24 protein-coding genes are annotated in these 25,968 nt (G+C 73.4%); 16 read left to right on the top strand and 8 right to left on the bottom strand.

The annotated features are described in order from the left end of the window. Window position 1: 1 nt before the first annotated feature. The 5 genes from KC207_RS06740 to KC207_RS06720 all read right to left on the bottom strand — a co-directional run bounded on the left by KC207_RS06740 (window position 2) and on the right by KC207_RS06720 (window position 5,938). Entirely contained in the window at window positions 2–1,141 is a 1,140-nt protein-coding gene (locus KC207_RS06740; RefSeq protein WP_211602217.1) for an ABC transporter ATP-binding protein, read from the bottom strand. A gap of 4 nt (window positions 1,142–1,145) precedes the next feature. Beyond that, the gene (locus KC207_RS06735; protein ID WP_211602215.1) at window positions 1,146–2,156 is read right to left on the bottom strand and encodes an ABC transporter ATP-binding protein; all 1,011 of its coding nucleotides are present in this window, start codon (window positions 2,154–2,156) and stop codon (window positions 1,146–1,148) included. A gap of 7 nt (window positions 2,157–2,163) precedes the next feature. Continuing rightward, window positions 2,164–3,147: an ABC transporter permease gene (locus KC207_RS06730; RefSeq protein WP_211602214.1), complete on the bottom strand. Its 984-nt coding sequence runs from the start codon at window positions 3,145–3,147 to the stop codon at window positions 2,164–2,166. Then, on the bottom strand, window positions 3,144–4,151 hold the full coding sequence (locus tag KC207_RS06725; RefSeq protein WP_211602212.1) for an ABC transporter permease: 1,008 nt from the start codon (window positions 4,149–4,151) through the stop codon (window positions 3,144–3,146). Before KC207_RS06725 ends, KC207_RS06730 begins: the two co-directional genes overlap by 4 nt. A gap of 113 nt (window positions 4,152–4,264) precedes the next feature. Then, window positions 4,265–5,938 (bottom strand): ABC transporter substrate-binding protein, encoded by a 1,674-nt coding sequence (locus KC207_RS06720; RefSeq protein WP_211602210.1) that lies wholly within the window; start codon window positions 5,936–5,938, stop codon window positions 4,265–4,267. 242 nt (window positions 5,939–6,180) lie between these two features. On the opposite strand from KC207_RS06720, the gene typA reads away from it, so the two are divergent. Genes typA through KC207_RS06695 form a run of 5 tightly spaced genes read left to right on the top strand, consistent with a single transcriptional unit; the run spans window position 6,181 to window position 13,012 of the window. Next, the gene (typA, locus tag KC207_RS06715) at window positions 6,181–8,076 is read left to right on the top strand and encodes a translational GTPase TypA (protein ID WP_211602208.1); all 1,896 of its coding nucleotides are present in this window, start codon (window positions 6,181–6,183) and stop codon (window positions 8,074–8,076) included. Between the two features lie 4 nt (window positions 8,077–8,080). Next, window positions 8,081–9,925: an ABC transporter substrate-binding protein gene (locus KC207_RS06710; protein WP_249138605.1), complete on the top strand. Its 1,845-nt coding sequence runs from the start codon at window positions 8,081–8,083 to the stop codon at window positions 9,923–9,925. Continuing rightward, on the top strand, window positions 9,922–10,800 hold the full coding sequence (mshB, locus tag KC207_RS06705; protein WP_249138604.1) for an N-acetyl-1-D-myo-inositol-2-amino-2-deoxy-alpha-D-glucopyranoside deacetylase: 879 nt from the start codon (window positions 9,922–9,924) through the stop codon (window positions 10,798–10,800). The genes KC207_RS06710 and mshB overlap by 4 nt, the downstream gene beginning before the upstream one ends. After that, a complete protein-coding gene (locus KC207_RS06700; protein ID WP_249138603.1) occupies window positions 10,797–11,288 on the top strand; it encodes a flavin reductase family protein in 492 nt (163 codons plus the stop codon). The genes mshB and KC207_RS06700 overlap by 4 nt, the downstream gene beginning before the upstream one ends. After that, window positions 11,285–13,012, top strand: a complete 1,728-nt coding sequence (locus KC207_RS06695; RefSeq protein ID WP_211602206.1) for a VanW family protein — start codon at window positions 11,285–11,287, stop codon at window positions 13,010–13,012. Before KC207_RS06700 ends, KC207_RS06695 begins: the two co-directional genes overlap by 4 nt. Here KC207_RS06695 and KC207_RS06690 read toward each other — a convergent pair. After that, the gene (locus KC207_RS06690) at window positions 13,000–14,004 is read right to left on the bottom strand and encodes a GNAT family N-acetyltransferase (RefSeq protein WP_211602203.1); all 1,005 of its coding nucleotides are present in this window, start codon (window positions 14,002–14,004) and stop codon (window positions 13,000–13,002) included. The two genes, KC207_RS06695 and KC207_RS06690, sit on opposite strands and share 13 nt — an antisense overlap. Before the next feature lie 21 nt (window positions 14,005–14,025). On the opposite strand from KC207_RS06690, the gene fdxA reads away from it, so the two are divergent. From fdxA to KC207_RS06670, 4 genes are all read left to right on the top strand, one after another. Next, the gene (gene fdxA / locus KC207_RS06685) at window positions 14,026–14,352 is read left to right on the top strand and encodes a ferredoxin (RefSeq protein WP_211602201.1); all 327 of its coding nucleotides are present in this window, start codon (window positions 14,026–14,028) and stop codon (window positions 14,350–14,352) included. A gap of 4 nt (window positions 14,353–14,356) precedes the next feature. Further along, complete coding sequence (gene dapC, locus KC207_RS06680; protein WP_211602200.1) at window positions 14,357–15,505, top strand: succinyldiaminopimelate transaminase; 1,149 nt, start codon at window positions 14,357–14,359, stop codon at window positions 15,503–15,505. Between the two features lie 101 nt (window positions 15,506–15,606). Then, window positions 15,607–16,893 (top strand): citrate synthase, encoded by a 1,287-nt coding sequence (locus tag KC207_RS06675; protein WP_211602198.1) that lies wholly within the window; start codon window positions 15,607–15,609, stop codon window positions 16,891–16,893. A gap of 167 nt (window positions 16,894–17,060) precedes the next feature. After that, a complete protein-coding gene (locus KC207_RS06670; protein ID WP_211602193.1) occupies window positions 17,061–17,579 on the top strand; it encodes a MarR family winged helix-turn-helix transcriptional regulator in 519 nt (172 codons plus the stop codon). A gap of 45 nt (window positions 17,580–17,624) precedes the next feature. Here the strand turns inward: KC207_RS06670 and KC207_RS06665 are convergent, their stop codons facing one another. Then, window positions 17,625–18,509: a hypothetical protein gene (locus tag KC207_RS06665; protein WP_211602191.1), complete on the bottom strand. Its 885-nt coding sequence runs from the start codon at window positions 18,507–18,509 to the stop codon at window positions 17,625–17,627. 16 nt (window positions 18,510–18,525) lie between these two features. Further along, window positions 18,526–19,455, bottom strand: coding sequence for a 2,3,4,5-tetrahydropyridine-2,6-dicarboxylate N-succinyltransferase (gene dapD, locus KC207_RS06660; protein ID WP_211602189.1), 930 nt, complete (start codon window positions 19,453–19,455; stop codon window positions 18,526–18,528). A gap of 67 nt (window positions 19,456–19,522) precedes the next feature. On the opposite strand from dapD, the gene dapE reads away from it, so the two are divergent. From dapE to KC207_RS06625, 7 genes are all read left to right on the top strand, one after another. Beyond that, the gene (gene dapE / locus KC207_RS06655) at window positions 19,523–20,617 is read left to right on the top strand and encodes a succinyl-diaminopimelate desuccinylase (RefSeq protein WP_211602187.1); all 1,095 of its coding nucleotides are present in this window, start codon (window positions 19,523–19,525) and stop codon (window positions 20,615–20,617) included. Between the two features lie 89 nt (window positions 20,618–20,706). Further along, a complete protein-coding gene (locus KC207_RS06650; RefSeq protein WP_211602347.1) occupies window positions 20,707–21,408 on the top strand; it encodes an LOG family protein in 702 nt (233 codons plus the stop codon). Between the two features lie 28 nt (window positions 21,409–21,436). Then, complete coding sequence (locus KC207_RS06645; protein ID WP_211602185.1) at window positions 21,437–21,724, top strand: DivIVA domain-containing protein; 288 nt, start codon at window positions 21,437–21,439, stop codon at window positions 21,722–21,724. Beyond that, window positions 21,724–22,155 (top strand): SRPBCC family protein, encoded by a 432-nt coding sequence (locus KC207_RS06640; protein ID WP_211602183.1) that lies wholly within the window; start codon window positions 21,724–21,726, stop codon window positions 22,153–22,155. Before KC207_RS06645 ends, KC207_RS06640 begins: the two co-directional genes overlap by 1 nt. After that, window positions 22,152–24,248: a hypothetical protein gene (locus tag KC207_RS06635; protein ID WP_211602182.1), complete on the top strand. Its 2,097-nt coding sequence runs from the start codon at window positions 22,152–22,154 to the stop codon at window positions 24,246–24,248. Before KC207_RS06640 ends, KC207_RS06635 begins: the two co-directional genes overlap by 4 nt. Next, window positions 24,235–25,554, top strand: a complete 1,320-nt coding sequence (locus tag KC207_RS06630) for a putative hexosyltransferase (protein ID WP_211602180.1) — start codon at window positions 24,235–24,237, stop codon at window positions 25,552–25,554. Before KC207_RS06635 ends, KC207_RS06630 begins: the two co-directional genes overlap by 14 nt. A gap of 130 nt (window positions 25,555–25,684) precedes the next feature. Next, window positions 25,685–25,855, top strand: a complete 171-nt coding sequence (locus KC207_RS06625; RefSeq protein ID WP_128366409.1) for a DUF3117 domain-containing protein — start codon at window positions 25,685–25,687, stop codon at window positions 25,853–25,855. The last annotated feature ends 113 nt before the right edge of the window (window positions 25,856–25,968 follow it).

Here is a 25,968-nt window from a genome sequence, read left to right as displayed (position 1 = left end):
GTCAGCCCTCGTCCGACCCGTCGGCCTCACCGGCGAGCAGGTCGCCGACGGTCGCGGTCGGGGCGACGACCTGCGGCTGGATCTCGCCGCTCTCGATCTGCTCGGCCCAGTGGCACGCCACCCGGTGCCCGGAGGCCACGCCGTCGATCTCGACGACGCGCAGCTGCGGGCGCTCGTCGTCGCACCGGGTCTCCTGCCGCCACGGGCAGCGGGTGTGGAACCGGCACCCGGCCGGCGGCTTCGACGGCGACGGCAGGTCCCCGGCGAGGAGGATCTGCTCGCGCCGGTCCTCGGCCTCCGGGTCCGGCACCGGCACGGCCGACAGCAGCGCCCGGGTGTAGGGGTGCAGCGGCTGCGCGTACAGGTCGTCCGCCGCCGCCTCCTCGACGAGCCCGCCGAGGTACATGACCCCGATCCGGTCGCTGATGTGCCGGACGACGGCGAGGTCGTGGGCGATGACGAGGTAGGTGAGGTCGTACTCGCCCTGCAGCTCCTCGAGCAGGTTGATGACCTGCGCCTGCACGGACACGTCGAGGGCGGACACCGGCTCGTCGGCGACGATGAGCTTCGGCTCGACCGCGAGGGCCCGGGCGATGCCGATGCGCTGGCGCTGCCCACCGGAGAACTCGTGCGGGTACTTCTTGAGCGCGGCGGCCGGCAGGCCCACGGCGGTGAGCAGCTCGCGCAGCCGGGCCGTCGTCTTCTTCCCGTCCGAGGCGAGGCCGTGCGCCCGCATCCCCTCGACGAGCAGCGACTCGACGGACTGCCGCGGGTCGAGGCTGCTCATCGGGTCCTGGAAGACCATCTGGAAGTCCTTGCGGCGCCGGCGCAGCTCGGACCCCTTGAGCGAGGCGACGTCGGTCCCGTCGATCGAGACCGTCCCCTCGGTCGGCGGCTCGAGCCCGATGATCGCCTTGCCGAGGGTCGACTTGCCGCAGCCGGACTCGCCGACGAGGCCGTAGGTCTCGCCGCGCCGGACCTGCAGGTCGACGCCGTCGACGGCGTAGACGTGGCCGATGGTCTTGTCGAAGACCACGCCCCGCTTGATGGGGAAGTGGACCTTGACCCCGCGGGCGTCGAGGAGCAGGTCGCCCTCGTCGTTCGGGGGCGAGGCCTGGGCCTGGTCGGTCGTCGTCGTCATCGCGTCACCTCACGGGGTTGTGGCAGCGCAGGGCCCGGACCCCGGACTCCTCGAGCGGCGGGGTCTGCGCCGTGCAGACGTCGACCGGCTGCGAGCAGCGCGGCGCGAAGGCGCAGGCGTGGTCCCAGGGCAGGTTGTCGGCGACCGAGCCGCGGATCGGGGTGAGCGGGGCACCGCGGGCGCCGTCGAGCCGGGGGATCGAGGCGAGCAGACCGTTCGTGTACGGGTGCCGCGGGTTGGCGAAGAGCTCGTGGCGCGTCCCCCGCTCGACGATCCGGCCGCCGTAGAGGACGTTGACCTCGTCGCAGAGACCGGCGACGACGCCGAGGTCGTGGGTGATCATCACGAGGGCGGTGCCGGTGTCCTCGACGAGCTCCTTGAGCAGGCTGAGGATCTGGGCCTGGATCGTCACGTCGAGCGCCGTCGTCGGCTCGTCCGCGATGAGCAGCCGTGGCGCGCACGCGAGCGCCATCGCGATGAGCGCGCGCTGGCGCATCCCGCCGGACAGCTGGTGCGGGTAGTCCTTGAGCCGGCGGTCCGGGTCCGGGATGCCGACCCGGTCGAGGAGCTCGCGGGCGACGGGCTGGGCGGCCTTGCGGGACATCCCGCGGTGCCGCTCGAGGACCTCGGTGACCTGGAGGCCGACGGAGACGACGGGGTTCAACGAGGACAGCGGGTCCTGGAAGATCATCGCGATGTCCCGGCCGCGCCGGTCGCGCATCTCGTCGGCCGGCAGCCGGAGCAGGTCGGTGCCCTCGAAGCTCGCGGTGCCCTCGACGGTGTTCCCGCGCGGGGGCAGCAGCCCCATGATCGCGAGCGAGGTCACCGACTTGCCGCAGCCGGACTCGCCGACGAGGCCGACGGTCTGCCCCGGGCGGACGTCGAAGCTCACGCCGTCGACGGCCGTGAACGGCTCCTCGCCCTGGCGGCGGAAGGTCACCGACAGGTCGCGGACGGACAGCAGCGGCTCGTCGCCGTGCCGGGACGGGCGGGGTGTGGTCGCCGTGTCGGTCATCGGCACGTCACCTCCGTGACTTCGGGTCGAGCGCCTCGCGCAGCGACTCGCCCATGAGGGTGAAGCCGAGGGCGACGACGATGATGCACAGCGCCGGGTAGATGGCGAGGTGCGGGTAGTCGTAGATGTACGTCTGCGCCCGGCCGAGCATCTGGCCCCACTCGGGCTGGCGGTCGTTGGGGTTGCCGAGGCCGAGGAAGGACAGCGCCGCGGCGTCGATGATCGAGACCGCGAGGACGAGCGTCGACTGGACGATGACCGGCGCGAGCGAGTTCGGGAGCATGTGCCGGAAGACGATCGCCCGCTCGGTGACGCCGAGCGCCCGCGCCGCGACGACGTGGTCGCTCGAGCGCTGGGCGAGCATCGACCCGCGCAGCAGCCGGGCGAACACCGGGACCTGGACCGCGGCGACGGCGATGATGACCGTCACCTGGCTCGGCCGGGCCGCGACCGCCGCGATGGAGAAGGCGAGGAGGAGCGAGGGGATCGAGAGCATGACGTCGACGACGCGCATGACGAGGGCGTCGACCCAGCCGCCGAACGCCCCGGCGAGGATGCCCAGGCTCAGCCCGCCCGCGAGGCCGGTGATCGTGGCGAACACCCCGACGATGAGCGTCTGCTGGCTCCCGACGAGCAGCCGGGAGAGCAGGTCGCGACCACGGGAGTCGGCCCCGAGCGGGAAGCCGTCCTGCGGGCCGGGAACCGGGTTGGACTGCGGTCGCACCTGGTCCAGCAGCAGGCCCGCGGCGGGGTCGTGCGGTGCGATGAGCGGAGAGACGAGGGCGAGGACGACGAAGACGAGCGTGATGCCCGCGCCGAGGAGGAAGACCGGGCTGCGCTTGAGCCGGCTCCACGCGCTGGCGATGAGCGAGACGCCGGGCTTCTCGTCGACGGCGCCGGCCTCGGCGATGCCGCCGGAGGGGCTCGCGGCCGTCGCGGCGAGCTCGTCGATCCGGTCCTTGCGGCGGGTGAAGGGGTTGGCCGGGCTCATCGGGTGCGCACCCTCGGGTCGATGATCGCGTACGAGATGTCCACGAGCAGGTTGATGAAGACGTAGATGCCGGCGGCCGCGAGGATGAGGACCTGGAGGACCGCGTAGTCGCGGACCTCGAACGCCCGGGCGAGGGCGTCGCCGATGCCGCCCCAGGCGAAGACCTTCTCGGTGAGGACGGCCCCGGCGAGGAGTGCGCCGGTCTGCAGGCCGATCGTCGTGACGACCGGCAGCAGGGCGTTGCGCATGACGTGGCGGGCCCGCACGACACGCGCCGTGAGGCCCTTGGACTCGGCGGTGCGGACGTAGTCCTCGCCGAGGACCTCGAGCACCGACGCCCGGGTGATCCGGAAGATGACCGCGAACGGGATCGTCGCGAGCGCGAGGGAGGGGAGGACGAGGTGCTTCAGGGCGCTCGCGGAGCAGTCGAACTCACGGGTCATGAGCCCGTCGAGGACGAAGAAGTTCGTGATCCGGGTGCAGCCGAGGCTGTCCTGGCGTCCCGAGACCGGCAGCCAGTTCCACTCGACGGCGAACTGGTACTTCAGGAGGAAGGCCAGGAAGAAGACCGGGACCGCGACCCCGACGAGGGAGAGGATGACGAGCCCGCTGTCCAGCGGGGACCCGGACCGCCGTGCGGACAGGTAGCCGAGCGGGACCGCGAGGAGGACGGCGAGGCCGAGCGCCGCGACGCTCAGCTCGATCGTCGCCGGGAGCCGGTCGACGAAGATCTGGAGGGCGTCGGTGCCGGGGAGCACCCCGGTCGAGACGCCGAAGTCGCCCGTGGCCGCCCGCTGGACGAACTTGAGGTACTGGACGTAGATCGGCTGGTCGAGCCCGAAGGCCTCGGTGAGCGCCGCCCGGGTCTCGGGCGTCGCCCGCTCGCCGAGGATCGCGGACACCGTACCGCCGGGCAGCGAGCGCAGCCAGGCGAAGAGCAGGACCGACAGGACCGCGACGACCCCCACCATCTGGAGGAGGCGTCTGATGATGAATCGCGCCAACGCAGGGCTCCTGGAGTTGTGCCGGGACGACGGAGGCCGCCTCGAACCTAGCCGGTCGAGGCGGCCTCCGACGGTATCCGCGGGACGTCAGGCGGGGCGGACCCCGCGCGACGTCACTGGGAGACGGTGACGGTGTCGAACGTCTCGGCGGTCAGCGGGCTGGGCGTGAGCCCCTCCACGTCGCCGCTGACGACGAGCGCCGGCGGGGAGTGCGAGATCGGGATACCGGGCAGGTACTCGTCCCGAAGCTGCGCGTTGATCTCCTGGTAGGCGGCCTCGCGCTCGCCCTCGTCGACGATGGCGTCGGCGGCCTGGAGGTCCTGCGACAGGGTCTCGCCCCACGGCATGACGCTCGTGTGGAAGTCGTTCTGGTTCAGGTTGCTGAAGAAGGTGCCGAGGAAGTTGTCCGCGGCGTTGTAGTCACCGGTCCAGCCGAGCAGCCACGCGTCGTACGCGCCGTTGGCCGACACGTCGTCGAGGTAGCCACCGTTCCACGGCTTGCTCACGACCTCGACGGTGATGCCGACGGCCTCGAGGTCCTGGACGAACGCGTCGTGGATCCGCTGGGGGTCCGGCATGTACGGCCGGGAGACCTCGGTCGGGAACGCGAAGGTGAGGGTGAGGTCCTCCTGGCCCGCCTCGGCGAGCAGCTCCTGGGCGCGGTCCGGGTCGTACGGGTACGGCTCGAGGTCCGGGTTGTAGCCGGAGACGGCCTCGGGGATGAACTGCGAGGCGACCTGCGCGCCCTCGGGCAGCTGCGTCTGGACGAGCTGCTCACGGTTGAGCGCGTGGGCGATGGCCTGGCGCACGCGCAGGTCCTGGAGGGCCTCGTTGCGCTCGGGGTTCAGGCCCATGTAGAGGATGTTGAAGGCGTCGCGGATCTCGACCGTGTTGCCGTCGTCCTCCAGGCCCTGCCAGTCGACGGGGTTCGGGAGGTCGTAGCCGTCGATCGAGCCGGCCTGCAGCTCCTGGCGACGGGTGCTCTCGTCGGGGATGACCCGGAAGACGATGTTCTGGGTCGCCGGGGCGTCGCCGTAGTAGCTCTCGTTCGCGGTGAGCGTGATCGTCTGGTTCGCCTGGTCGTAGCTCTCCAGGACGTATGGGCCCACGCCGACCGGGTTCGTCGAGTACTCGGGGTAGGTGAAGCCCTCGCCCTGCGCCTGGACGTTGTTCGCGTCCCCGGCCTCGAGCGCCGCGGGCGACTGCATCGAGAAGGAGTCGAGCGACAGGATCGTCGGGAAGCTCGAGGTGTTCCGCGTGATGTTGATGACCGCGGTCGACTCGTCGGTCGCCTCGCACGAGTCGTAGAGCGAGCCCTCGGGGTCGTCGCTGAACGAGCCGAAGAAGTACGTCCAGTACTCGGCGGCCTGCTGGCCGGCGCCCTCCTGGTTGTACATCCGGTCCATGTTGTAGCAGACGGCCTCGGCGTCGAACGGCTCACCGTCGGAGAAGGTGACGCCCTCGCGGAGGGAGAAGGTCCAGCTCAGGCCGTCCTCGGACGGCTCCCAGCTCTCGGCGAGCTCGGGCTGGATGTCGGCGGTCCCGGGCGTGATGCCGAGGAGGCCCTGGTGGATCTGCCGGGTGATCCGGAACGTCTCGCCGTCCGTGGCGTACAGCGGGTCGAAGACGTCGGGGGCGCCGGCGGCGCCGAAGGTGAACGTGTCCTTGAGGTCCGAGGATCCGGAGTCACCGCCCCCGGAGTCGTCCCGCTCGGACTCGGCACACGCCGAGATGCTCAGGGCCGCGACCGCCATGAGGGCGATCGGCGCCGTGCGCTTCAGTCTCATCAGAAGGAACCTCGCTCGGGTTGTGCGAACGCTCGACCCGTCCGGGTCGGACGCTCGAGTTGACCGGCCGTGGGGCACCTCGCCCCGCCGGTGATAGCGGTGGACACTAGCGCCGATCGGGGCACTTGCACCCATGGCTCCCCAGTGGTTACCAAGCCGAGACTTTTCGGATCCGGACGGCCCGGGCCGCAGGACCTGCGGCCGATTCGGTGGGGGACGCCTTCACCGGGATACTGGTGGGCATGTCTGCCTCTCGCCGCGACGACCTCCGCAACGTCGCCATCGTCGCCCACGTCGACCACGGGAAGACCACGCTGGTCGACAAGATGCTCTGGCAGTCCGGGGCCTTCGGCGAGCACGACCACGTCGACGAGCGCGCCATGGACAGCGGCGACCTCGAGCGCGAGAAGGGCATCACGATCCTCGCGAAGAACACCGCCGTCCGGTACGCCGGGCCGGCGGCGGTCGACGCCGGGCTCGGCGACGGCATGGTCATCAACATCATCGACACCCCGGGCCACGCCGACTTCGGCGGCGAGGTCGAGCGCGGCCTGTCGATGGTCGACGGCGTCGTCCTCCTGGTCGACGCGAGCGAGGGACCGCTGCCGCAGACCCGCTTCGTCCTGCGCAAGGCGCTCGTCGCGCGGCTGCCCGTCGTCCTCTGCGTCAACAAGGTCGACCGCCCCGACGCCCGCATCGGCGAGGTCGTCGACGAGGTCTACGAGCTGTTCATGGACCTGCTCGACGACGCCGGCGCCCACGAGGACCAGCTGGAGTTCCCCATCGTCTACGCCTCGGCGAAGGCCGGCCGCGCGAGCCTGACCCGCCCCGCCGACGGCGGGCTGCCGGACAGCGAGGACCTCGAGCCGCTCTTCCGGACGATCCTCGAGACCGTCCCCGCCCCGGTCTACGACGACGAGGCCCCGCTGCAGGCGCACGTGACGAACCTCGACGCCTCGAACTTCCTCGGCCGGCTCGCCCTGCTGCGGGTCAAGAACGGCACGCTCCGCAAGGGGCAGCAGGTCGCGTGGTGCCGCCGCGACGGCTCGCACCAGTCGGTGAAGATCACCGAGCTGCTCATGACCGAGGCCCTCGAGCGGCGCCCGGCCGAGTCCGCCGGCCCCGGCGACATCGTCGCGGTCGCCGGCATCCCCGACATCACGATCGGCGAGACCCTCGCCGACCTCGAGGACCCGCGCCCGCTCCCGCTCATCACCGTCGACGAGCCGGCCATCTCGATGACGATCGGCATCAACACGAGCCCGATGGCCGGCCGGGTCAAGGGCGCCAAGGTCACCGCGCGGCTCGTCAAGGACCGCCTCGACCGCGAGCTCGTCGGCAACGTGTCGATGCGCGTCCTGCCGACCGAGCGCCCGGACGCCTGGGAGGTCCAGGGCCGCGGCGAGCTCGCCCTCGCCATCCTCGTCGAGCAGATGCGTCGCGAGGGGTACGAGCTGACCGTCGGCAAGCCCGAGGTCGTGACCCGCGAGATCGACGGCAAGGTCCACGAGCCCGTCGAGCGCCTCACGATCGACACGCCGGAGGAGTACCTCGGCGCGATCACCCAGCTGCTCGCCGCCCGCAAGGGCCGGATGGAGCAGATGACGAACCACGGCACCGGCTGGGTGCGGATGGAGTTCCTCGTCCCGGCCCGCGGCCTCATCGGCTTCCGGACCCAGTTCCTCACCGACACCCGCGGCACCGGCATCGCCCACCACGTCTTCGAGGGCCACGAGCCGTGGGCCGGGGAGATCTCGACCCGGGTCAGCGGCTCGCTCGTCGCCGACCGGTCCGGCGCCGCGACCGCGTACGCGATGGCCAACCTCCAGGAGCGCGGGACGATGTTCATCGCGCCCACGACCGAGGTCTACGAGGGGATGATCGTCGGCGAGAACTCCCGCGCCGACGACATGGACGTCAACATCACGAAGGAGAAGAAGCTGACGAACGTGCGCTCCGCCGGGGCCGACGTCCTCGAGCGGCTCGCGCCGCCGCGGCTGCTCTCCCTCGAGCAGGCGCTCGAGTTCTGCCGGGAGGACGAGTGCGTCGAGGTCACCCCCGAGGGCGTGCGGATCCGCAAGGTCGAGCTCGACCAGACCCTGCGCGCGCGGGCGGCCGCGCGGGCGAGGAGGAGCTGACCCGGTGACCCCCGAGCACGTCGACCCCACCCCCACGCCGACCCGCGCCCAGCTGCACCGGAGGCGGCGGGGGAGGCGGGCCTACGTCCTCGGCGTCCTCGCGGTGCTCGTCGTCGTCGGGCTGGTCGCGGGTGGCACGTGGTTCCTGGGCCGCGAGAGCGTGCCGACCGACACGGACACGACGCCGACCTCGGCCGTCGGCGACCGCGTCGAGGAGCGCGGCGGCTCGCTCCACGCCCTCTCCCTCGGGCCGGTCGCGACGTGGGACCCGCAGCGGATCTCCTCCCGCGGGGACGCGGCGTTCGCCCAGCGGGTCTTCGCCCGGACCCTCACGACGTACGCCCCCTCGACCGAGCAGGACGGGCAGGCCGAGCTCGTCGGCGACCTCGCGACCGACACGGGCACGCCGAACGACGACCTCACGCAGTGGACGTTCACCCTCCGCGAGGACGTGATGTGGCAGGACGGCAGCCCGGTCACCTGCGAGGACGTCGCCTACGGGGTCTCGCGGACCTTCGCCACCGACGACATCACCGGGGGACCGACGGACGCGCTCGCCGTCCTCGACATCCCCCGCAACCCCGACGGCACGAGCCGCTACGCCGGCCCGTACGCGACGGGGGAGCGGGCCGAGTCCGGCCAGGAGTCCTTCGACGAGGCCGTCGCCTGCGACGGGCGCGAGCTGACCTTCACCCTGAGCCAGGGGGTCGGGGACTTCGACGAGATGGTGAGCCAGCCCGCCTTCGGGCCGGTCGAGGCGGACGCCGACGAGGGGGCCGAGGGCACGCACGCCGTGTTCTCCGCCGGTCCGTACATGCTCCAGGGCGCGTGGGAGGAGGGCCGCGGCGGTGTCTTCGTCCGCAACCCGCACTGGACCCCGGAGTCGGACCCGGTCCGCGACGCCTACCCGGACGAGATCCGCTACCAGGAGGGCCTGGAGACCCAGACCGTCGCCCAGCAGGTGATGGCCGACAACGAGAGCGGCCGGGTGTCGGTCTCGCTCGGGTCCGCGCCGCCGGCGATCCAGCAGTACATCACCGCCGTCGAGGGCCTGCGCGAGCGCTCGGTGAACCCACGCACCGGCATCGTCGACTACCTCGTGCCGAACACCCGCAGCCAGGTCTTCCGCGACCCGGAGGTGCGCCGCGCGCTCGCCGTCGCGACCAACCGCGACGCCTACGTCACCGCGATCGGCGGCTCGACCGCGGCGGAGCCCGCCGTCTCGCTCGTCCCGGAGGCGCTGCCGGCGCACCACGGCGACGACCCGCTCGGGGCGGGGACCCGGGGCGACGTCGTCGAGGCCGCGTCGATCCTCGAGGAGGCCGGGGTCGACACGCCGGTGACCTTCACCCTCGCCTACCGCTCCGACGCCACGTCCGACAAGGCGGTCTCCGCCCTCGTCGCGGGCTGGCGGGAGGCGGGATTCGACCCGCGCCTCGAGCCGGTGACCGAGGACTACTTCGCGACGATCTCCGACCCCGACGCCGCCGAGGACTACGACGCCTTCTGGTCCAACTGGGCCCCGGCGTGGGCGTCGGCCTCGACGATCCTGCCGCCGCTGTTCGACAGCTCGATCAACATCACCGACGACGGGCCAGGACGGGACTACGGGTACTTCGAGGACGAGGAGCTCGACGAGCAGATGGCCCGGACCGCCCTCATCCCGGACCGCGCCGAGCGCGAGGCCGGCTGGGCCGACGTCGACCGGAGCCTCCTCGAGGCCGGGGCCTACATCGGCCTCGCCGAGCGGCGTGCGCTGTACGTCGCCGGCGCCGACGTGCGCAACCTGTCGGCGAACGCGGTGCTCGGGGGCGTCCTCGAGTTCGCCGACATCGCGGTGACCCGGTGACCGGCCTGCTCGACGGGGTGGCGACCCCGGGCCGGGCCCCGCGCCTGCTGTTCGTCCACGCCCACCCCGACGACGAGACCCTGACGACCGGGGTCGCGCTCGCCCACCACGTCGCCCGCGGCGACGAGGTCCACGTGCTCACGTGCACGCTCGGCGAGGAGGGCGAGGTCATCCCGGCCGGACTCGCGCACCTCGAGGGCGACGGGCCGGCCCTGGCCGCCCACCGCCGGGGGGAGCTCGCGGCGGCGACGGACGTCCTCGGGGTGCACCACCACCTGCTCGGCGCCGCCGACGCCGACCACGAGCCGACCTTCCGGGACTCCGGCATGCTCGGCACGCCCGCGGCGGAGCACCCCCGTGCCTTCGCCGGCGCCCCGCTCACGGCGGCCGCGGCCGCGGTGGGGGCGGTCCTCGAGGCCGTGCGCCCCGACGTCGTCGTCACCTACGACGCGACCGGCGGGTACGGCCACCCCGACCACGTGCGGGCCCACGAGGCCACCGCCGCGGCCGTCGCGGACCGGCCGGAGACGGAGCGTCCCGTCCTCTACGGCGTGGTCCAGCGGCTCGGCTGGGCGGGCGAGGACCGGGCGTGGCTCGCCGAGCACGTCCCGGCCGACGAGGGCTGGGTCCTGCCCGGCGAGGACAACCCGTACGCTGCGAACGTCGTCCCGGACGAGGTGGTCACGCACAGCGTGGAGGACCTCGCCGCGCGAGAGGTCCAGACCGAGGCCCTGCGCGCCCACGAGACCCAGGTCGTCGTCGGCGACGGCTGGTACGCGCTGTCGAACCGCCTCGTCTTCCGCCTCGCCGGCCGGGAGGGCTACGCCCGGCTCGACCCCGTGTCGGGCCGACCGCTGCCGGAAGGAGCCGCATGAGCGACCTCGACCCCGCCCGCTTCCGCCAGGCCATGGGCCGCCTCGTCCAGGGGGTGTGCGTCGTCACCACCCGGTGCGGGGGCCACGACCACGCGATGACGGCGAACACGGTGACGTCGGTGTCGCTCGACCCCCTGCTCGTCCTCGTGAGCGTCGAGACCGAGAGCCGCTTCCACGACGCCGTCCTCGAGTGCGGCGACTGGGGGGTCAGCATGCTCGCGGCCGACCAGCGCCCCCTCTCGGACTGGTTCTCCACCCGGGGCCGTCCGCTGCACGGTCAGCTGGACCGGACGGCCTTCCGTCGCGGCGAGCGGACCGGTGTCGCCCTCCTCGACGGCGCGCTGGCCCACCTGGAGGTTCGGACGACCTCCACCCACGAGGCCGGTGACCATGTCATCGTCGTGGGGGAGGTCCTCGGCCTCTCCGTCCCCGACAGCATCGGACCGGCCCTCGTGCACTACCGCGGGCGCTACGGGAGCATCGAATGACCGACCTGCTGGACCACGTCTCCTGGGAGGAGCCCTCCTGGGAGGAGGACGTGCCGGGGCCCCGGCGCTGGCCGTACGTGCTCCTCGGGGTCCTCGCCGCGGCGGTGCTCGCCTACGGTGGCGCGGCCTGGTGGCTCGGCGACCGGGTGCCCCGCGGGACGACCGTGTCCGGCGTCGACATCGGCGGCCGCGACGAGGCCGGCGCGCGCGCCGCCCTCGAGCGCGAGCTGCTGCCCCGGACCGAGCAGCCGCTCGTCCTCACCTCCTCGGCGGGCGAGGCCGAGCTGGACCCGGCTGCGGCGGGCCTCGGCGTCGACGTCCCCGCCACCGTCGCCGACCTCGTGGGGTTCACCCTCGACCCGGTCGTCCTGTGGCACCACGTCGCGGGCGGCGGCGAGGAACCGGCCGTGCTCGCCGTCGACGTCGCGGCCTTCGAGGCCGCCCTCGAGGAGGCGCGCGGCTCGCTCGACGCCGAGCCCGTCGAGGGCTCGCTGGGGGTCGGCGGCGGCACGATCGCCTACACCGCCCCGGTCCGCGGCACCGACACCGACGTCGCGGGCACCCTCGCGGCCGTCGAGCGGTGGTGGCCGGCCCAGCGCAGTGTCGAGGTCGCCGCGGACGAGGTCCCCCCGACGGTCCCGGCCGCCGAGCTCGAGCGGGTCCGCGACGAGTTCGCGACGGTCGCGGTCTCCGGCCCGGTGACGGTCGAGGCGAACGGCCGATCCTTCGAGCTCGCCCCGGCGGACTTCGCCCCCGCGGTCGTCCTCGAGCCCGCCGAGGACGGGACGATCACCCCGCGGGCGGACGACGAGCGGCTGCGCGAGATCGTCCACGAGGCCGCGGCGGAGGCTGAGGCGGAGGTCGAACCGCAGCCGGCCGTCGTCACCTTCCGTGGTCGGACGCCCAGCGTGAAGGCGCACGTCAACGGGGTCGCGCTCGAGGACGAGAGCATCTCCGCGGCGGTGTGGCAGGCCATCGGCAGCGAGGAGCGCACCGCGACGGTGACGACCCGGGAGGTCCGTCCGGACTTCACGACGCGGGTCGCCCGGGACACCCTGCCGACCGAGGTCGTCTCGTCGTTCACGACCTACTACCAGGCGGGCCAGTCGCGGGTCGACAACATCCGCCGCGCCGCGGAGGTCATCGACGGCACGTACGTCTTGCCGGGCGAGCAGTTCAGCATGAACGGCGTCCTCGGCGAGCGCACCGAGGCCAAGGGCTACGTGAGCGCCGGCATCATCCGCTACGGCCGGCTCGCGGACAGCGTCGGCGGCGGGATCTCCCAGCTGTCGACGACGATCTTCAACGCCTCGTTCTTCGCCGGGGTGCAGCTCGACGCCTGGCAGCCCCACTCGTTCTACATCTCGCGCTACCCCGAGGGACGCGAGGCGACGATCTCCTGGCCGGACCTGCACAACATCTGGACCAACACCCTCGACGGCGGCATCCTCGTCGAGGCGAAGACGACCGACACCTCGGTCACCGTCACCTACTACGGCACGAAGAAGTACGACGTCGAGGCGACGAAGAGCGACCGCTACGACGTCGTCGAGCCGGAGCGCGTCGTCGACGACGGCGAGGAGTGCAAGCCGCAGAGCCCCGTCGAGGGGTTCACGGTCGACGTCGGCCGCATCATGCGGGCCGGTGGCGAGGTCGTCCAGCGGCAGACCTTCACGACCCGGTACGACGCCGCCGACGACATCACCTGCACCTACGACGGCTGAACGGGTCGGCGCAGCGTCACGTAGTCGTGGTGCGGCACGAAGCCGTGCCGGCGGTACGTCGCGAGGGCGCCGGGGTTGTCGGCGTCGGCCTGGAGGTGCAGCGACCGGACGCCACGCTCGGCTGCGGCGGCTGCCAGCGCGCCCAGCACCGCGGTGGCGAGCCCGCACCGCCGGTGGTCGGGCGCGGTCCACATCGCGGCGACGCCGCCCCACCCGGCGGCGACGCCGAGCCGGCCGATCGCGACGGGGCCGTCCGACGCGTCGACGGCGGCGAAGACCTGCTCGGGCGACCCGGTGAGGACGGCGCGCGCGTGCCGCGGGTCGGCGTCCCGGTAGGCGCCGTAGGCGGCGAACCACGCGTCGTCGAGCCCGGTGCCGGTCCGCACTGGCGGCGCGTCCTGCCCCGCCGTGCTCCGCAGCACCTCCCGGACCGAGGCGGTGAGGCACATAGTGGGGACCCGCCGGGCGTAGCCGCGCTGCAGCAGCAGGGCGCCCAGCGGGTCGGCCTCGACCGGTCCGCCGTGGGGGAGGGGGACGGTGACCCAGGACGGCCGTCCGCGCTCGGCGTACCAGGCCTCGACGGACTCCACGGCCCGCTCCAGGGGCACGCCGGGGTCCCCGGCGGTGAGGACGGAGTTGGCGCGCTGGGTGAAGCCGCCGGAGCTGCGCAGCACCCAGTCGCCGAGCCGCGCGGTCTCCTCCGCCGGCCAGGCCCCCACCATGACGTGCTCGAGGTCGGTGGCGGAGAGAGCGCGGTGCGGGGCGCCGCGCCGGGACGGACGCGGCGGGACCTCCTTGAGGGTCGTGACGGCCGAGCGGGGCACCGTGACGTCGCCCCGGCGGGAGCGCACGACGAGGCGGACGTCGTCGGCGGCGACGAGCTCGCCGACGACGTCGGTGAGGTGTGCGCCGGTCGCCGGGTCCCGATCCGGCAGCCGGTGTCGGACGACGACCCGCGCGCCGAGGGACGGGGTGTGCTCGGGAGGGACCACGGCGTGAATAGTATGGGCGGCATGACGTACGTGATCGCGCAGCCCTGTGTGGACCTGAAGGACAAGGCCTGCATCGAGGAGTGCCCGGTGGACTGCATCTACGAGGGCGAGCGCAGCCTCTACATCCACCCCGACGAGTGCGTCGACTGCGGCGCCTGCGAGCCGGTCTGTCCGGTCGAGGCGATCTACTACGAGGACGACGTCCCGGACCAGTGGGCCGACTACTACAAGGCGAACGTCGAGTTCTTCGACGACCTCGGCAGTCCCGGTGGGGCGGCGAAGATGGGCGTCATCGCCAAGGACCACCCGGTCATCGCCGACCTGCCGCCGCAGGAGCACGACGAGTAGGCCGGTGCGCGCCCTCCCCGATTTCCCCTGGGACTCGCTCGCCGCGCCCAAGGAACGGGCCGCCGCCTTCGCCGACCCCTCGCTGGGGGAGCAGGCCGGCACCGGGATCGTCGACCTCTCCGTCGGCACCCCGGTCGACCCGACGCCCGCCGTGGTGCGCGAGGCGCTCGCGGCCGCGAGCGACGCGCCCGGGTACCCGCAGACGTACGGCACGCCCGACCTGCGCGAGGCCGTCGCCGGCTGGTTCGCACGCCGCCGCGGGGTCCCCGACCTGGACCCCGACGGGGTCCTGCCGACCGTCGGGTCCAAGGAGCTCGTCGCGTGGCTGCCGACGCTCCTCGGCCTCGGGCCGGGCGACCTCGTCGGCTTCCCCCGCATCGCCTACCCGACCTACGACGTCGGGGCCCGACTCGCCGGGGCCGAGCCGCTCGCCCTCGACGCCCTCACCGCCCTCGGTCCGCCGACCGCCGCGACGACGCCACGACTGCTGTGGCTCAACACCCCGAGCAACCCGACGGGCTCCGTCCTCGGGGTCGAGCACCTCGCGAAGGTCGTCGCCTGGGCCCGGAAGCACGGGGTCGTCGTCGCGTCCGACGAGTGCTACGCCGAGCTCGACTGGCGGGAGCGGCCCGGGGACCTGTCCGAGCCGCCGACGACGCCGTCCCTGCTCGACCCACGCGTCACGGGCGGCTCGCACGAGGGGCTGCTCGCCGTGTACTCGCTCTCGAAGCAGTCGAACCTCGCCGGCTACCGGGCGGCGTTCGTCGCCGGGGACCCCGCGCTGGTGCGCCGGCTCCTCGAGGTGCGCAAGCACGCCGGGATGATCGTCCCGTGGCCGGTCCAGCGGGCGATGCTCGCCGCCCTCGGGGACGACGAGCACGTCGCGCGGCAGAAGGAGCGCTACGCCGGGCGGCGCGCGGTGCTGCGGCCGGCGCTCGAGGCCTTCGGGCTCCGGGTCGAGGCGTCCGAGGCCGGCCTCTACCTCTGGGCCACCGCCGGGGAGGACTGCCGCACGACCGTGGACCGGCTGGCCGAGCGCGGGATCCTCGTCGCACCCGGGGACTTCTACGGCACGGCCGGGGCGGAGTTCGTCCGGGTGGCGCTCACCGCGACCGACGAGCGCATCGCCGCCGCCGCGCGCCGCCTCGCCTGACCGCGAGTCTCACGGCGGGGAGGCCCCCGTTCCTGTGTGCGGCTACGGGCGGGTAGGGTCACGAGGACGTCCGAACCCTCGAGACCCCCAAGGATCGCGACATGACCGACGGAGCCACCCTCCACGCAGCGGGCAAGCAGCTCGACCTCTCCCTCGTCCCGGCGACGGAGGGCAACAGCGGCTACGACATCTCCAAGCTGCTCGGGGAGACCGGCAACGTCACCCTCGACGCCGGGTTCACGAACACCGCCAGCTGCACGAGCGCCATCACCTACATCGACGGCGGCGAGGGCATCCTGCGCTACCGCGGGTACCCGATCGAGCAGCTCGCCGAGTCCTCGAACTTCCTCGAGACCTCCTACCTCCTCATCTACGGCGAGCTGCCGACGCCCGCCCAGCTCACGGACTTCGAGGACCGGGTGCGCGAGCACACGATGCTCCACGAGGACCTCAAGGGGTTCTTCGGCGGCTTCCCCCGCGACGCGCACCCGATGCCGGTGCTCTCCTCGGCGGTCTCGGCGCTCTCGACCTTCTACCAGGACAGCCTCGACCCCTTCGACCAGGAGCAGGTCGAGATCTCGACCATCCGCCTCCTCGCGAAGCTGCCGACGATCGCGGCGTACGCCTACAAGAAGTCGATCGGCCAGCCGTTCCTGTACCCGGACAACGACCACTCGCTCGTCGAGAACTTCCTGCGGATGACGTTCGGCGTCCCGGCGACCGAGTACGAGATCGACCCGGAGATCGTCAAGGCCGTCGAGCTCCTCCTCATCCTCCACGCCGACCACGAGCAGAACTGCTCGACCTCGACCGTGCGTCTCGTCGGCTCCTCGCACGCCAACCTCTTCGCGTCCGTCTCGGCCGGCATCAACGCCCTCTTCGGACCCCTGCACGGCGGCGCGAACCAGGCGGTCCTCGAGATGCTCGAGCGCATCCAGAACGCCGAGTACTCGACCGACGAGTTCATGAAGAAGGTGAAGGACAAGGAGGACGGGGTCCGGCTCATGGGCTTCGGGCACCGGGTCTACAAGAACTACGACCCGCGCGCGGCGATCATCAAGGACACCGCCCACACGATCCTCCAGAAGACCGGCGGCGGCGACGAGCTGCTCGAGATCGCGATGCGGCTCGAGGAGATCGCTCTCGCCGACGACTACTTCGTCGAGCGCAAGCTGTACCCGAACGTCGACTTCTACACCGGTCTCATCTACAAGTCGATGGGCTTCCCGACGCGGATGTTCACCGTCCTGTTCGCCCTCGGCCGTCTCCCCGGCTGGATCGCCCAGTGGCGCGAGATGATCGCCGACCCGACGACGAAGATCGGCCGCCCGCGCCAGGTCTACACCGGCGAGGGCGCCCGCGACTACGTGGCCCTGAACCAGCGCTGAGCGCACCGCGGCGCCGACGGCCGCCCCGGACAGGGGTCGTCCCGAAACCCTCCGTTCGGGGAGTGAATGCTCCACGAGCGGAGGGTTTCGTCGCACCACGCCTGCTCCTCCCCGGGGCCTGTGGATGACCGCCGGCTCCGTCGTGCGCACCTCGGCATGCTGGGGCCATGGACGAGGACCAGAGCGTCGGCGACCTGATCACGTCGCTGCACCGACGGACGGGGACGCCGCACCGATTCCGGGTGTGGGGGCCCAGACTGCCACCGGACGCTTGGGACGACACCGACCTCGCGCTGCTGCTGCGGATCGCGTCCGCCCGTCTCGACGGGCGGCTCGCGGACCATGTCGCGGGGATCCGCCCGGGGACCGGGCTCGGGGACGTCGAGGTCCTCAGGATGCTCAGTCGGTACCCGCGTGGAGGTAGCGACATCGCGCCCCGGCTGGGCCGCAGCCCGCAATGGGTCTCACGGGTGCTGCGGAGGCTCGAGGAGGACGGTCTGGTCTCGCGTGAGCCGTCCTGGCGGGACGGGAGGATCGTGGAGTCCCGTGTGACCGACCGCGGTCTCGACCTGCTCGACGAGGTGGACGCCCGGCAGGACATCGCCGTGCGGTGGGCGTTCGAGGGAGCGGGTCCCCAGGCCCGGCCACTCCTCGTCGCCCTGCTCCTCGTGCTCGCGGACGACTGAGTCAGGTGCCACGGGACCAGCCGGGGGCACGGGGCGAGCAACAGCTCAGGCGAGGTCGATGACGACCTCGCCCGGGCCCGTCGACCCGTCGCCCGCCCAGGTGAGCGCGGCGTCGTCCATGGCCCGGGTCCAGGACCGGCCGTCGTGCTCGACCCGGGTCGCGCCGGTGGTGCTCGCCCGGGCCACGGCCCACTGCGCGACGGCCCAGGCGGACCGTGGGTCGGCGGCGTCGACACGCACGCGCGTCCCCTCGACCTCGGCGGCCAGGCCGAAGTCCTTGTCGAGCAGGGCCGAGAGTGCCTCGGGGTCGCCGGGCTCCGACGGGTCCCGCAGCGCACAGCCGAGCACGGCGGGGGACTGGCCGGACAGGGCCGAGGCCGTCGCCCGGGCCTGGCCCTCGTGCTGCGCGTAGGCGTACCCCGCGGCGGACCGCTGGACGGCCTGCGCGGCGTCGGCGATCTCCATCCCGTCGTAGCCGTCGACCTCGACGAGGGCGTCGTAGAAGGCGTTCGTCGCGTACTCCGGGTCGAGGATCTGCTCCGGCGAGCCCCAGCCCTGCGACGGGCGCTGCTGGAAGAGCCCGAGCGAGTCCCGGTCCCCGTACCGGACGTTGCGCACCTTCGACTCCTGCATCGCCGTCGCGATGGCGATCGACGCCGCACGCGGTGGCAGGCCCCGCTTGACGCCGATCGCGGTGATCGCCGCGGCGTTGCTCGCCTGGTCCGGGGCCCACCGGTGCGTCGTGCCGGACACCGTGACCTCGCACCGCTCGGAGGCGACGGCGTGCAGCAGGTGCTGCACGCCCTGCCAGCCGGCGACCCCGAGGACCCCGACGACCGCCACCCCGAGGGTGCCGGCCAGCCAGCGCTGCCGAGGGGAGCGCGGCTCCTCCTCGGCGAGGGTCAGGGCACCGGAGCGGCTGCGGGGCATCGGCGGGCTCCCGGCCTCAGTTCGCGTGCAGGTCGGAGTTCAGCGTGATGCCGTGCCCGTCGCGCGGGCGTGCCTCGACGGCGCCGGTCACCGAGTTGCGCAGGAAGAGCAGGCTGCTCTGCCCGGACAGCTCGCGCGCCTTGGCGACGGTGCCGTCCGGCAGGGTGACCTTCGTGCCCGCGGTGAGGTAGAGGCCCGCCTCGACGACGCAGTCGTCGCCGAGGGCGATGCCGAGCCCGGCCTCGGCTCCGAGCAGGCAGCGCTCGCCGATCGACACCCGCTCGGTGCCGCCGCCGGACAGGGTGCCCATCGTCGAGGCGCCGCCGCCGACGTCCGAGCCGTCGCCGACGACGACGCCCTGGCTGATCCGTCCCTCGACCATCGAGCTGCCGAGCGTCCCGGCGTTGAAGTTCACGAAGCCCTCGTGCATGACGGTCGTGCCGCTCGCGAGGTGGGCGCCGAGCCGCACCCGGTCGGCGTCCCCGATCCTGACCCCGCTCGGCACGACGTAGTCGACCATCCGCGGGAACTTGTCGACGGACAGCACCTGCACCGGACCCCGGGCGCGCATCCGGGCCCGGGTCAGCTCGAAGCCGTCCACGCGGCACGGCCCCTGCGTCGTCCACACGACGTTCGTCAGCACCCCGAAGAGACCGTCGAGGTTCATCGAGTTCGGCGGGCACAACCGGTGTGAGAGCAGGTGCAGCCGCAGGTAGGCGTCCGCCGCGTCGGCCGGCGGGGCGTCGAGGTCCACGGTGACGAGGCGCAGCTCGCGGGTGACCCCCCGGACGTCGTCGGCGCCCACGAGCTCCTCGAGGCCGGCCGGGGCCTCGAGCTCGCCGGCGCCGCCGGCCTCCCCGAGGGCGGGGGAGGGGTACCAGGCGTCGAGGACGGTGCCGTCCTCCGTCGTCGTGAGGAGGCCGTGGCCCCAGGCGGTGCGCGTCATGCGTCCAGCGTACGGGGCGCCCACGGTCTCCCCGTCGGCCGTCCGGACCCCTCACTAGGCTTCCGGCATGCCCGCGAGCAGCCCCTCCCTCGACCTCTCCGCCGACGTCGTCAGCCTCACCGCCGCCGTCTGCGACATCCCCTCCGTGAGCCACGAGGAGGCGCCGCTCGCGGACGCCGTCGAGGCCGCCCTGCGCACGCGCCCGGGGCTCACGGTGACCCGGATCGGCCACACCGTCGTCGCCCGGACCGAGCTCGGCCGGGCCGAGCGGGTCGTCCTCGCCGGCCACCTGGACACCGTGCCGCTCACGAGCGACCCCGCGAACCTGCCGACCCGGAGGGTGCCCGGACCGGACGGGGACGTCCTGTGGGGCCGCGGCACCGTCGACATGAAGGGTGGGGTCGCGGTGATGCTGCGCGTCGCCGAGCGGCTGCCCGAGCCCAGCCGCGACGTCACGTACGTGTTCTACGAGGCCGAGGAGGTCGACGAGCGCTTCAACGGGCTGCTCACCGTCCAGCGGGAGGCCCCCCACCTCGTCGCCGACGCCCAGTTCGCCGTCCTGCTCGAGCCGACGGGCTCGCAGGTCGAGGGCGGCTGCAAAGGCACCCTGCGGGCGCTCGTGTCGACCAAGGGGGTCGCCGCGCACTCCGCGCGGCCGTGGAACGGCCACAACGCGATCCACGACGCCTCCGAGATCCTCGCCCGGCTCGTCGGCTACGAGCCGGCCACGGTCGAGGTCGACGGCCTCGAGTACCGCGAGGCGATGAACGCCGTGAAGGTCGAGGGCGGCATCGCCGGCAACGTCATCCCGGACCGGTGCGTCGTCACCGTCAACTACCGGTACGCGCCGTCGGTCTCGCCGCAGGAGGCCGACGCCCACGTCCGGCAGGTCTTCTCCGGCTTCGACGTCGACGTCGTCGACAACGCGGGGGGCGCCCGTCCCGGGCTGGACCTGCCGGCGGCCCGGGCGTTCGTCGAGGCGCTCGGCCTGCCGGTGACGGCGAAGCAGGGCTGGACCGACGTCGCCCGCTTCTCCGCGATGGGCGTCCCGGCCGTGAACTTCGGCCCCGGCGACCCGAACCTCGCGCACATGGACGACGAGCGCTGCCCCGTGGAGGACTACGTCGCCTGCGAGGCGGCCGTCCTGCGCTGGCTAGGCTGAGCGCCGTGGACGCCTCCCCGCCGCCCGGACCCGACCCCGACCAGGCCCGGGAGCGCGACGACCGCGACTACCACCAGGGACCGGTCGTCATGCGGCGCTCGAAGGTGCCGGTCTCGACCACCGACCAGCGCCTCCTCGACACCGAGGGCTCCGCCGACTGGCTGCACACCGACCCGTGGCGGGTCATGCGGATCCAGTCCGAGTTCGTCACCGGGTTCGGCGCGCTCGCCGAGCTCGGTCCGGCCGTCAGCGTCTTCGGCTCCGCGCGCACCCGCCCGGACTCCCCGGTCTACGCCCTCGGCGAGCAGGTGGGCCGCGCGCTCGTCGAGGCCGGGTTCGCCGTCATCACCGGCGGTGGACCGGGGGCGATGGAGGCCGCGAACAAGGGCGCCCTCGAGGCCGGCGGCACGAGCGTCGGCCTCGGCATCGAGCTGCCCTTCGAGGCCGGCCTCAACGAGCACGTCGACCTCGGCGTCAACTTCCGCTACTTCTTCGCGCGCAAGACGATGTTCGTCAAGTACGCGTGCGGCTTCGTCGTCCTGCCCGGAGGGTTCGGCACCCTCGACGAGCTCTTCGAGGCCGTCACCCTCGTGCAGACGCAGAAGGTGACGCGCTTCCCGATCGTCCTGCTCGGCTCGGACTACTGGGGCGGCCTGCTCGACTGGCTGCGCGGGACCGCGGCCGCGGAGGGCACCGTCGGCGAGCGGGACCTCGCGCTGCTCACCCTCACCGACGACGTCGACGAGGCCGTCCGAACCGTCGTCGACGACGGTCGCCGCCCTCGGGGGTAGTCGCAGGTCGGGACCGTAGGATCCCCCCGTGGTCCCGCTGATCCTGCTCGCCCTCACCGCGGTCGCGCTCGTCGCCGCCGTCCTCGCGGTCGCGGGCGGGCGGCTTCGCGTCGACGGGCTCGCCGACGCGGTGACGACCACCCCCGACCACGGTCTCGCGGACCACCCCGACGCCGCGGACGTTCCCGCGGTGCGCTTCGACACGGCGGCCCGCGGGTACCGCCCCGCGGAGGTCGACGAGCACCTCGAGCACCTGCGGACCGCCCTCGCCGAGCGCGAGGCCGAGGTCGCCCGGCTGCGGGGGGAGGGGCGCTGATGGCCTTCACCGTCCGCCGCGCCTCCTCGCTCCCGCCGGCCACGACGTGGTCGACGGTCACCGACCTCTCCGAGCACACCCGGCACGTCCCCCTCACCGACGTCGAGATGCCCGCCGGTGGGCTCGCGCTCGGCGCGGAGGTCAACGCCGTGACCCGGCTCGGCCCGCTCGCGGGCTCGGACCGGATGCTCGTGACCGCCCTCGAGCCGGGCCGCCGCGTGCGGCTGGTCAAGACGGGGTGGTTCCTCCGGGGCTGGGCCGACATCACCGTCTCCGACGACCCGGGCGGCAGCGTCGTCGAGTGGACAGAGGAGCTGTGGCTCCCCGGTCTGCGCCGGCTCACCCGGCCGGTCGGGGACCGGCTCGGGCGGGTCCTCTTCGGGCGGGTCGTCGACGGTCTCGTCGACGCCGCCGAGGGGGCGCCCCGATGACGTGGTCCCTCCTCGGGGCGCTCGTCGTCGTCACGGTCCTCTCGGCCGCGGCGTGGTGGCTCGGCCGGCAGGACGAGCGCCCGGAGCCGGCCCGCGACGCGGCCGACCCGACCCTGCCGCTCGCCCCCTTCGGCTACCGGATGGCGCAGGTCGACGACGTCGTGCTCCGGCTGCGGCGCCGGATCGCGGAACGGGACGACGAGATCGCGCGGCTGCGGGCGAGTGACGACCAGGATCGGCCCGCCCGGACCCTCGCGCCACCGCCCCCGATGGCCGTGCAGGTCGTCGCCGACGCCGAGGAGCCGCCCCCTCGACCCCGTCCGGCGACCGGTCCCGCCCTGGTCGCCGGACGCCCCCCGCCCTGGCGGCGCGCCGAGCTCGCCGTGCCGCTCGCCCACCTCCTCGTCGCCCTCTACGTCCTCCAGGACCTCGTCACCGCGGTCCGCACGGGCCACCTCTCCCAGGGCGTGCAGGACCAGCAGGCCTTCGAGTGGTACCTCGGGGCGAGCGCGCACAACGTCCTCACCCTCTCCAACCCGCTGCTCAGCGACCTCCAGAACTTCCCCGACGGCGTCAACCTCATGGCGAACGCCGCCGTCGTCGGGCTCGGACTGCCGCTCACGCCGCTCACGGTCCTCGCGGGGCCGCAGGTCACCTTCGTCGTCGTCGAGCTGCTCGGGCTGTCCCTCACCGCGACCGCCTGGTACTGGCTCCTCCGGCGCCGGCTGCCGGTCCACCCCGCCGCCGCGTTCGCCGCCTCCCTCCTCGCCGGCTTCGGGCCGGGGATGGTCTCGCACGCCAACGGCCACCCCAACTTCGTCGTCCAGGCCCTCGTCCCGGTGATCCTCGACCGGCTGCTGCGGCTCGTCGCAGGACGCCGCCCGGTCCGGGACGGCGTCGTCCTCGGCCTGCTCGTCGCGTGGCAGGTGCTCGTCGGCGAGGAGGTGCTGCTCCTGGCCGCCGTCGGCTTCGCCGTCGGGGGAGCGGTCCTCCTCGCGCACCGCGGCACCTGCCGTCGACTGCGCCCGCGCCCGGCGGCGCGAGGCCTCGGCACCGGGGTCCTCGTCGCGCTGGCGGTCGTCGCGTTCCCGCTGTGGTGGCAGTTCTTCGGGCCGCAGAGCTACACCTCGCTGTGGCACCCCCCGGCCGGCAACGACCTCGCCGCGCTGTGGGGCCGGGCCACCCGCACGGTAGGGGCCGACCCGTGGGCTTCGGCGGCGCTGTCGATGAACCGCACCGAGGAGAACGCCTTCTTCGGCGTGCCCCTGTGGCTCGCCGCCGGGCTCGTCACGGTGGTGCTGTGGCGCGTCGTCCTCGTCCGGGCGCTCGCCGCCGTCGTCCTGGTGTCCTGCTGGCTCTCCCTCGGTGAGGAGCTCACGCTGCACGGCACCCCGCTCGGCATCCCCGGCCCCGGGGTCCTCCTCGAGCAGGTCCCCGTCGTCGAGAACGTCCTGCCCACCCGCTTCGCCCTCGTCGCCCTCCCGGCGTTCGCGGCGCTGCTGGCCCTCGGTGTCGAGGCCGTCCGCCGTGCCGTGGACGCCTGGCTCGGCGACGAGGGTCCCGGTGTCCTCGTCTGCGTCCTCGCCGGGGCGGTGGCCCTCGCGCCGCTCGTCCCGACACCGCTCGTCGTCGACCCCCGTGACCCGGTTCCCGCCTTCTTCGCCGACGGCACGTGGCAGGAGCACGTCGACGACGGTGCCGTCCTCGCGGCGCCCCCGCCGAACGTCGCCGACACCCGGGCCCTGGAGTGGCAGGCGGAGGCGCGCTGGGGCTTCCCCGTCGTCGCCGGGTACTTCGTCGGGCCCGACGGGACGCCCGAGCGCGGCGGCCGCTACGGCGCCGCTCCGACCGCGCTGTCCCAGTGGATGCTCGAGATCGCCCGCGACGACGTCCCCGCGACCGCCACCGAGGAGCAGCGTCGACAGTTCCGCGCCGACCTGCGCGACGGCCGGGTCGACGCCGTCGTGCTCCCGGAGGGACGGCCGGCCGAGGCCGCGCTGCTCGCCTCCCTCACGTCGGCGTTCGGCCCGCCCGAGGCCGTCGGCGGGGTCTACGTGTGGGACGCGCAGGAGGTGACCGGTGGCGCGGGCTGAGCTCGAGGCCGGTCCCCGCCGGCAGGACGCCCGGCGCACGGCCCTCCCCCTGAGGCTGCTCACCTCGAGGGGCCGGCACGAGCTCGCCCAGCACGCCCTGGCCCGCCCGTTCCTCACCGTCCTCGTCGTCTACGCCGTCTCGCGGCTCGTGGCCCTCGGCGCGATGTGGGTCGCGGCGACGTGGTTCCAGAACCCCGCGGGGGTCGGCCACAACGACCCGACCGTCGCCGACCTCGTCCCGCTGTGGGACACCGTCTGGTACCGCTCGATCGTCGAGGACGGCTACCCCGTCCCGCTCCCCGTCGACGCCGACAACGGCCGGATCACCTACAGCGCCTGGGCGTTCTACCCGCTCTACCCGTACCTCGTGAAGGCGCTCATGGTGACGGGGCTGTCCTTCAACGCCGCGGGCATCGGCCTCAACGTCGTGCTCGGCGCGGTCGCGGCCGTCCTCGTCCTCGCCCTGCTGCGCACCGACCACCACGCCGAGCGCCAGCCGCAGCGCGAACGGCTCGCGCTCGTCGCGGCCTGCCTGTGGTGCTTCTACCCGACGACGGCGATCATCCTCAAGCCGTACACGGAGGCGCTGGCCGTCGTCATCGTCGCCGGGGCGCTGCTCCTGCTCGTCCGGCGCCGCTACCTGCTCGTCGCGCTCGCCGCGGTCCCGCTCGGGCTGACCCGCGGCATCGCGCCCGCCCTCGGCGTCGCCGTCCTCATCCACCTCGTCGTGCGCTGGCGTGAGGACCGGGCGGCGGGACGCACGCCCCTCGCGGGGGAGCGGACGGCAGCCGTCGTCATGCTCGGGATGCTCGGCGTCGCGGCCGTCGCCTGGCCGGTCGTCGCGGCGCTCGCGACGGGGGTGCCCACCGCGTTCTTCGACGTCCAGGCCGCCTGGGGCCAGCAGCCGGACGAGGGCCCGTTCGTCCTGTGGTTCGTCTGGGCCTGGGAGGCCAAGGGGGCGGGTGGCGTCCTCGTCCTGGTCTGGCTCGTCGCCACCTACCTCGCGCTCGTCCTGGGTCGGCACGGCCGGTGGCTCAGCGTCGAGACCCGGGCCTGGGCGCTCGCGTACCCGCTCTACCTCTTCGCCGTCGTGCGCCCCATCACCTCGATGTGGCGCTTCCTCATGCTCGACCTGCCGCTCGCCGCGCTCGTGGCGTCGGTCGCGATGCGGACGGCGAACGGCGAGAAGGTCGTCCCGCACTGGCGACGCCGGGTCGGGGTCGTCGTCCTGCTCCTCGTCGGGGGCGTCGTGTGGTGGACCGCGAGCCTGCTCACCTACACCCCGTGGGGGTCCTTCCCGCCCTGACGTCGTCCTGCGGGGAGATTTCGCCAGTTCGGCCCGTCTGGGAGATAATGGGGCGTTGCCCCGGCGGTCCGGCGCGGGGGATGCACGTGGCCCGACCTCCGTGGCCGCGGTGAGGAAGGGAACTGACGCAATGGCGGCAATGAAGCCCAGGACGGGTGACGGCGACCTCGAGGTGGTCAAGGAAGGTCGCGGCATCGTGCTGCGCATGCCCCTCGAGGGTGGTGGCCGCCTCGTCGTCGAGATGACCCCCGACGAGGTGCGCGCCCTCGGCGCGGCCATCGACAACTGCGAGGGCCTCTGACCCCCACGGCTCGCCGTCGACGACGCCCCCACCGCACCGGTGGGGGCGTCGTCGCGTCCCGGGACCGGGAGGGGCGGCCCGGGCCCACCGACCTCAAACCAGACCCCCCCCGC

Origin of the sequence: Phycicoccus avicenniae (assembly GCF_018139485.1) — a bacterium.
Lineage (GTDB): Bacteria > Actinomycetota > Actinomycetes > Actinomycetales > Dermatophilaceae > Phycicoccus > Phycicoccus avicenniae.
This window is presented reverse-complemented; position numbering and strand designations above follow the sequence as displayed.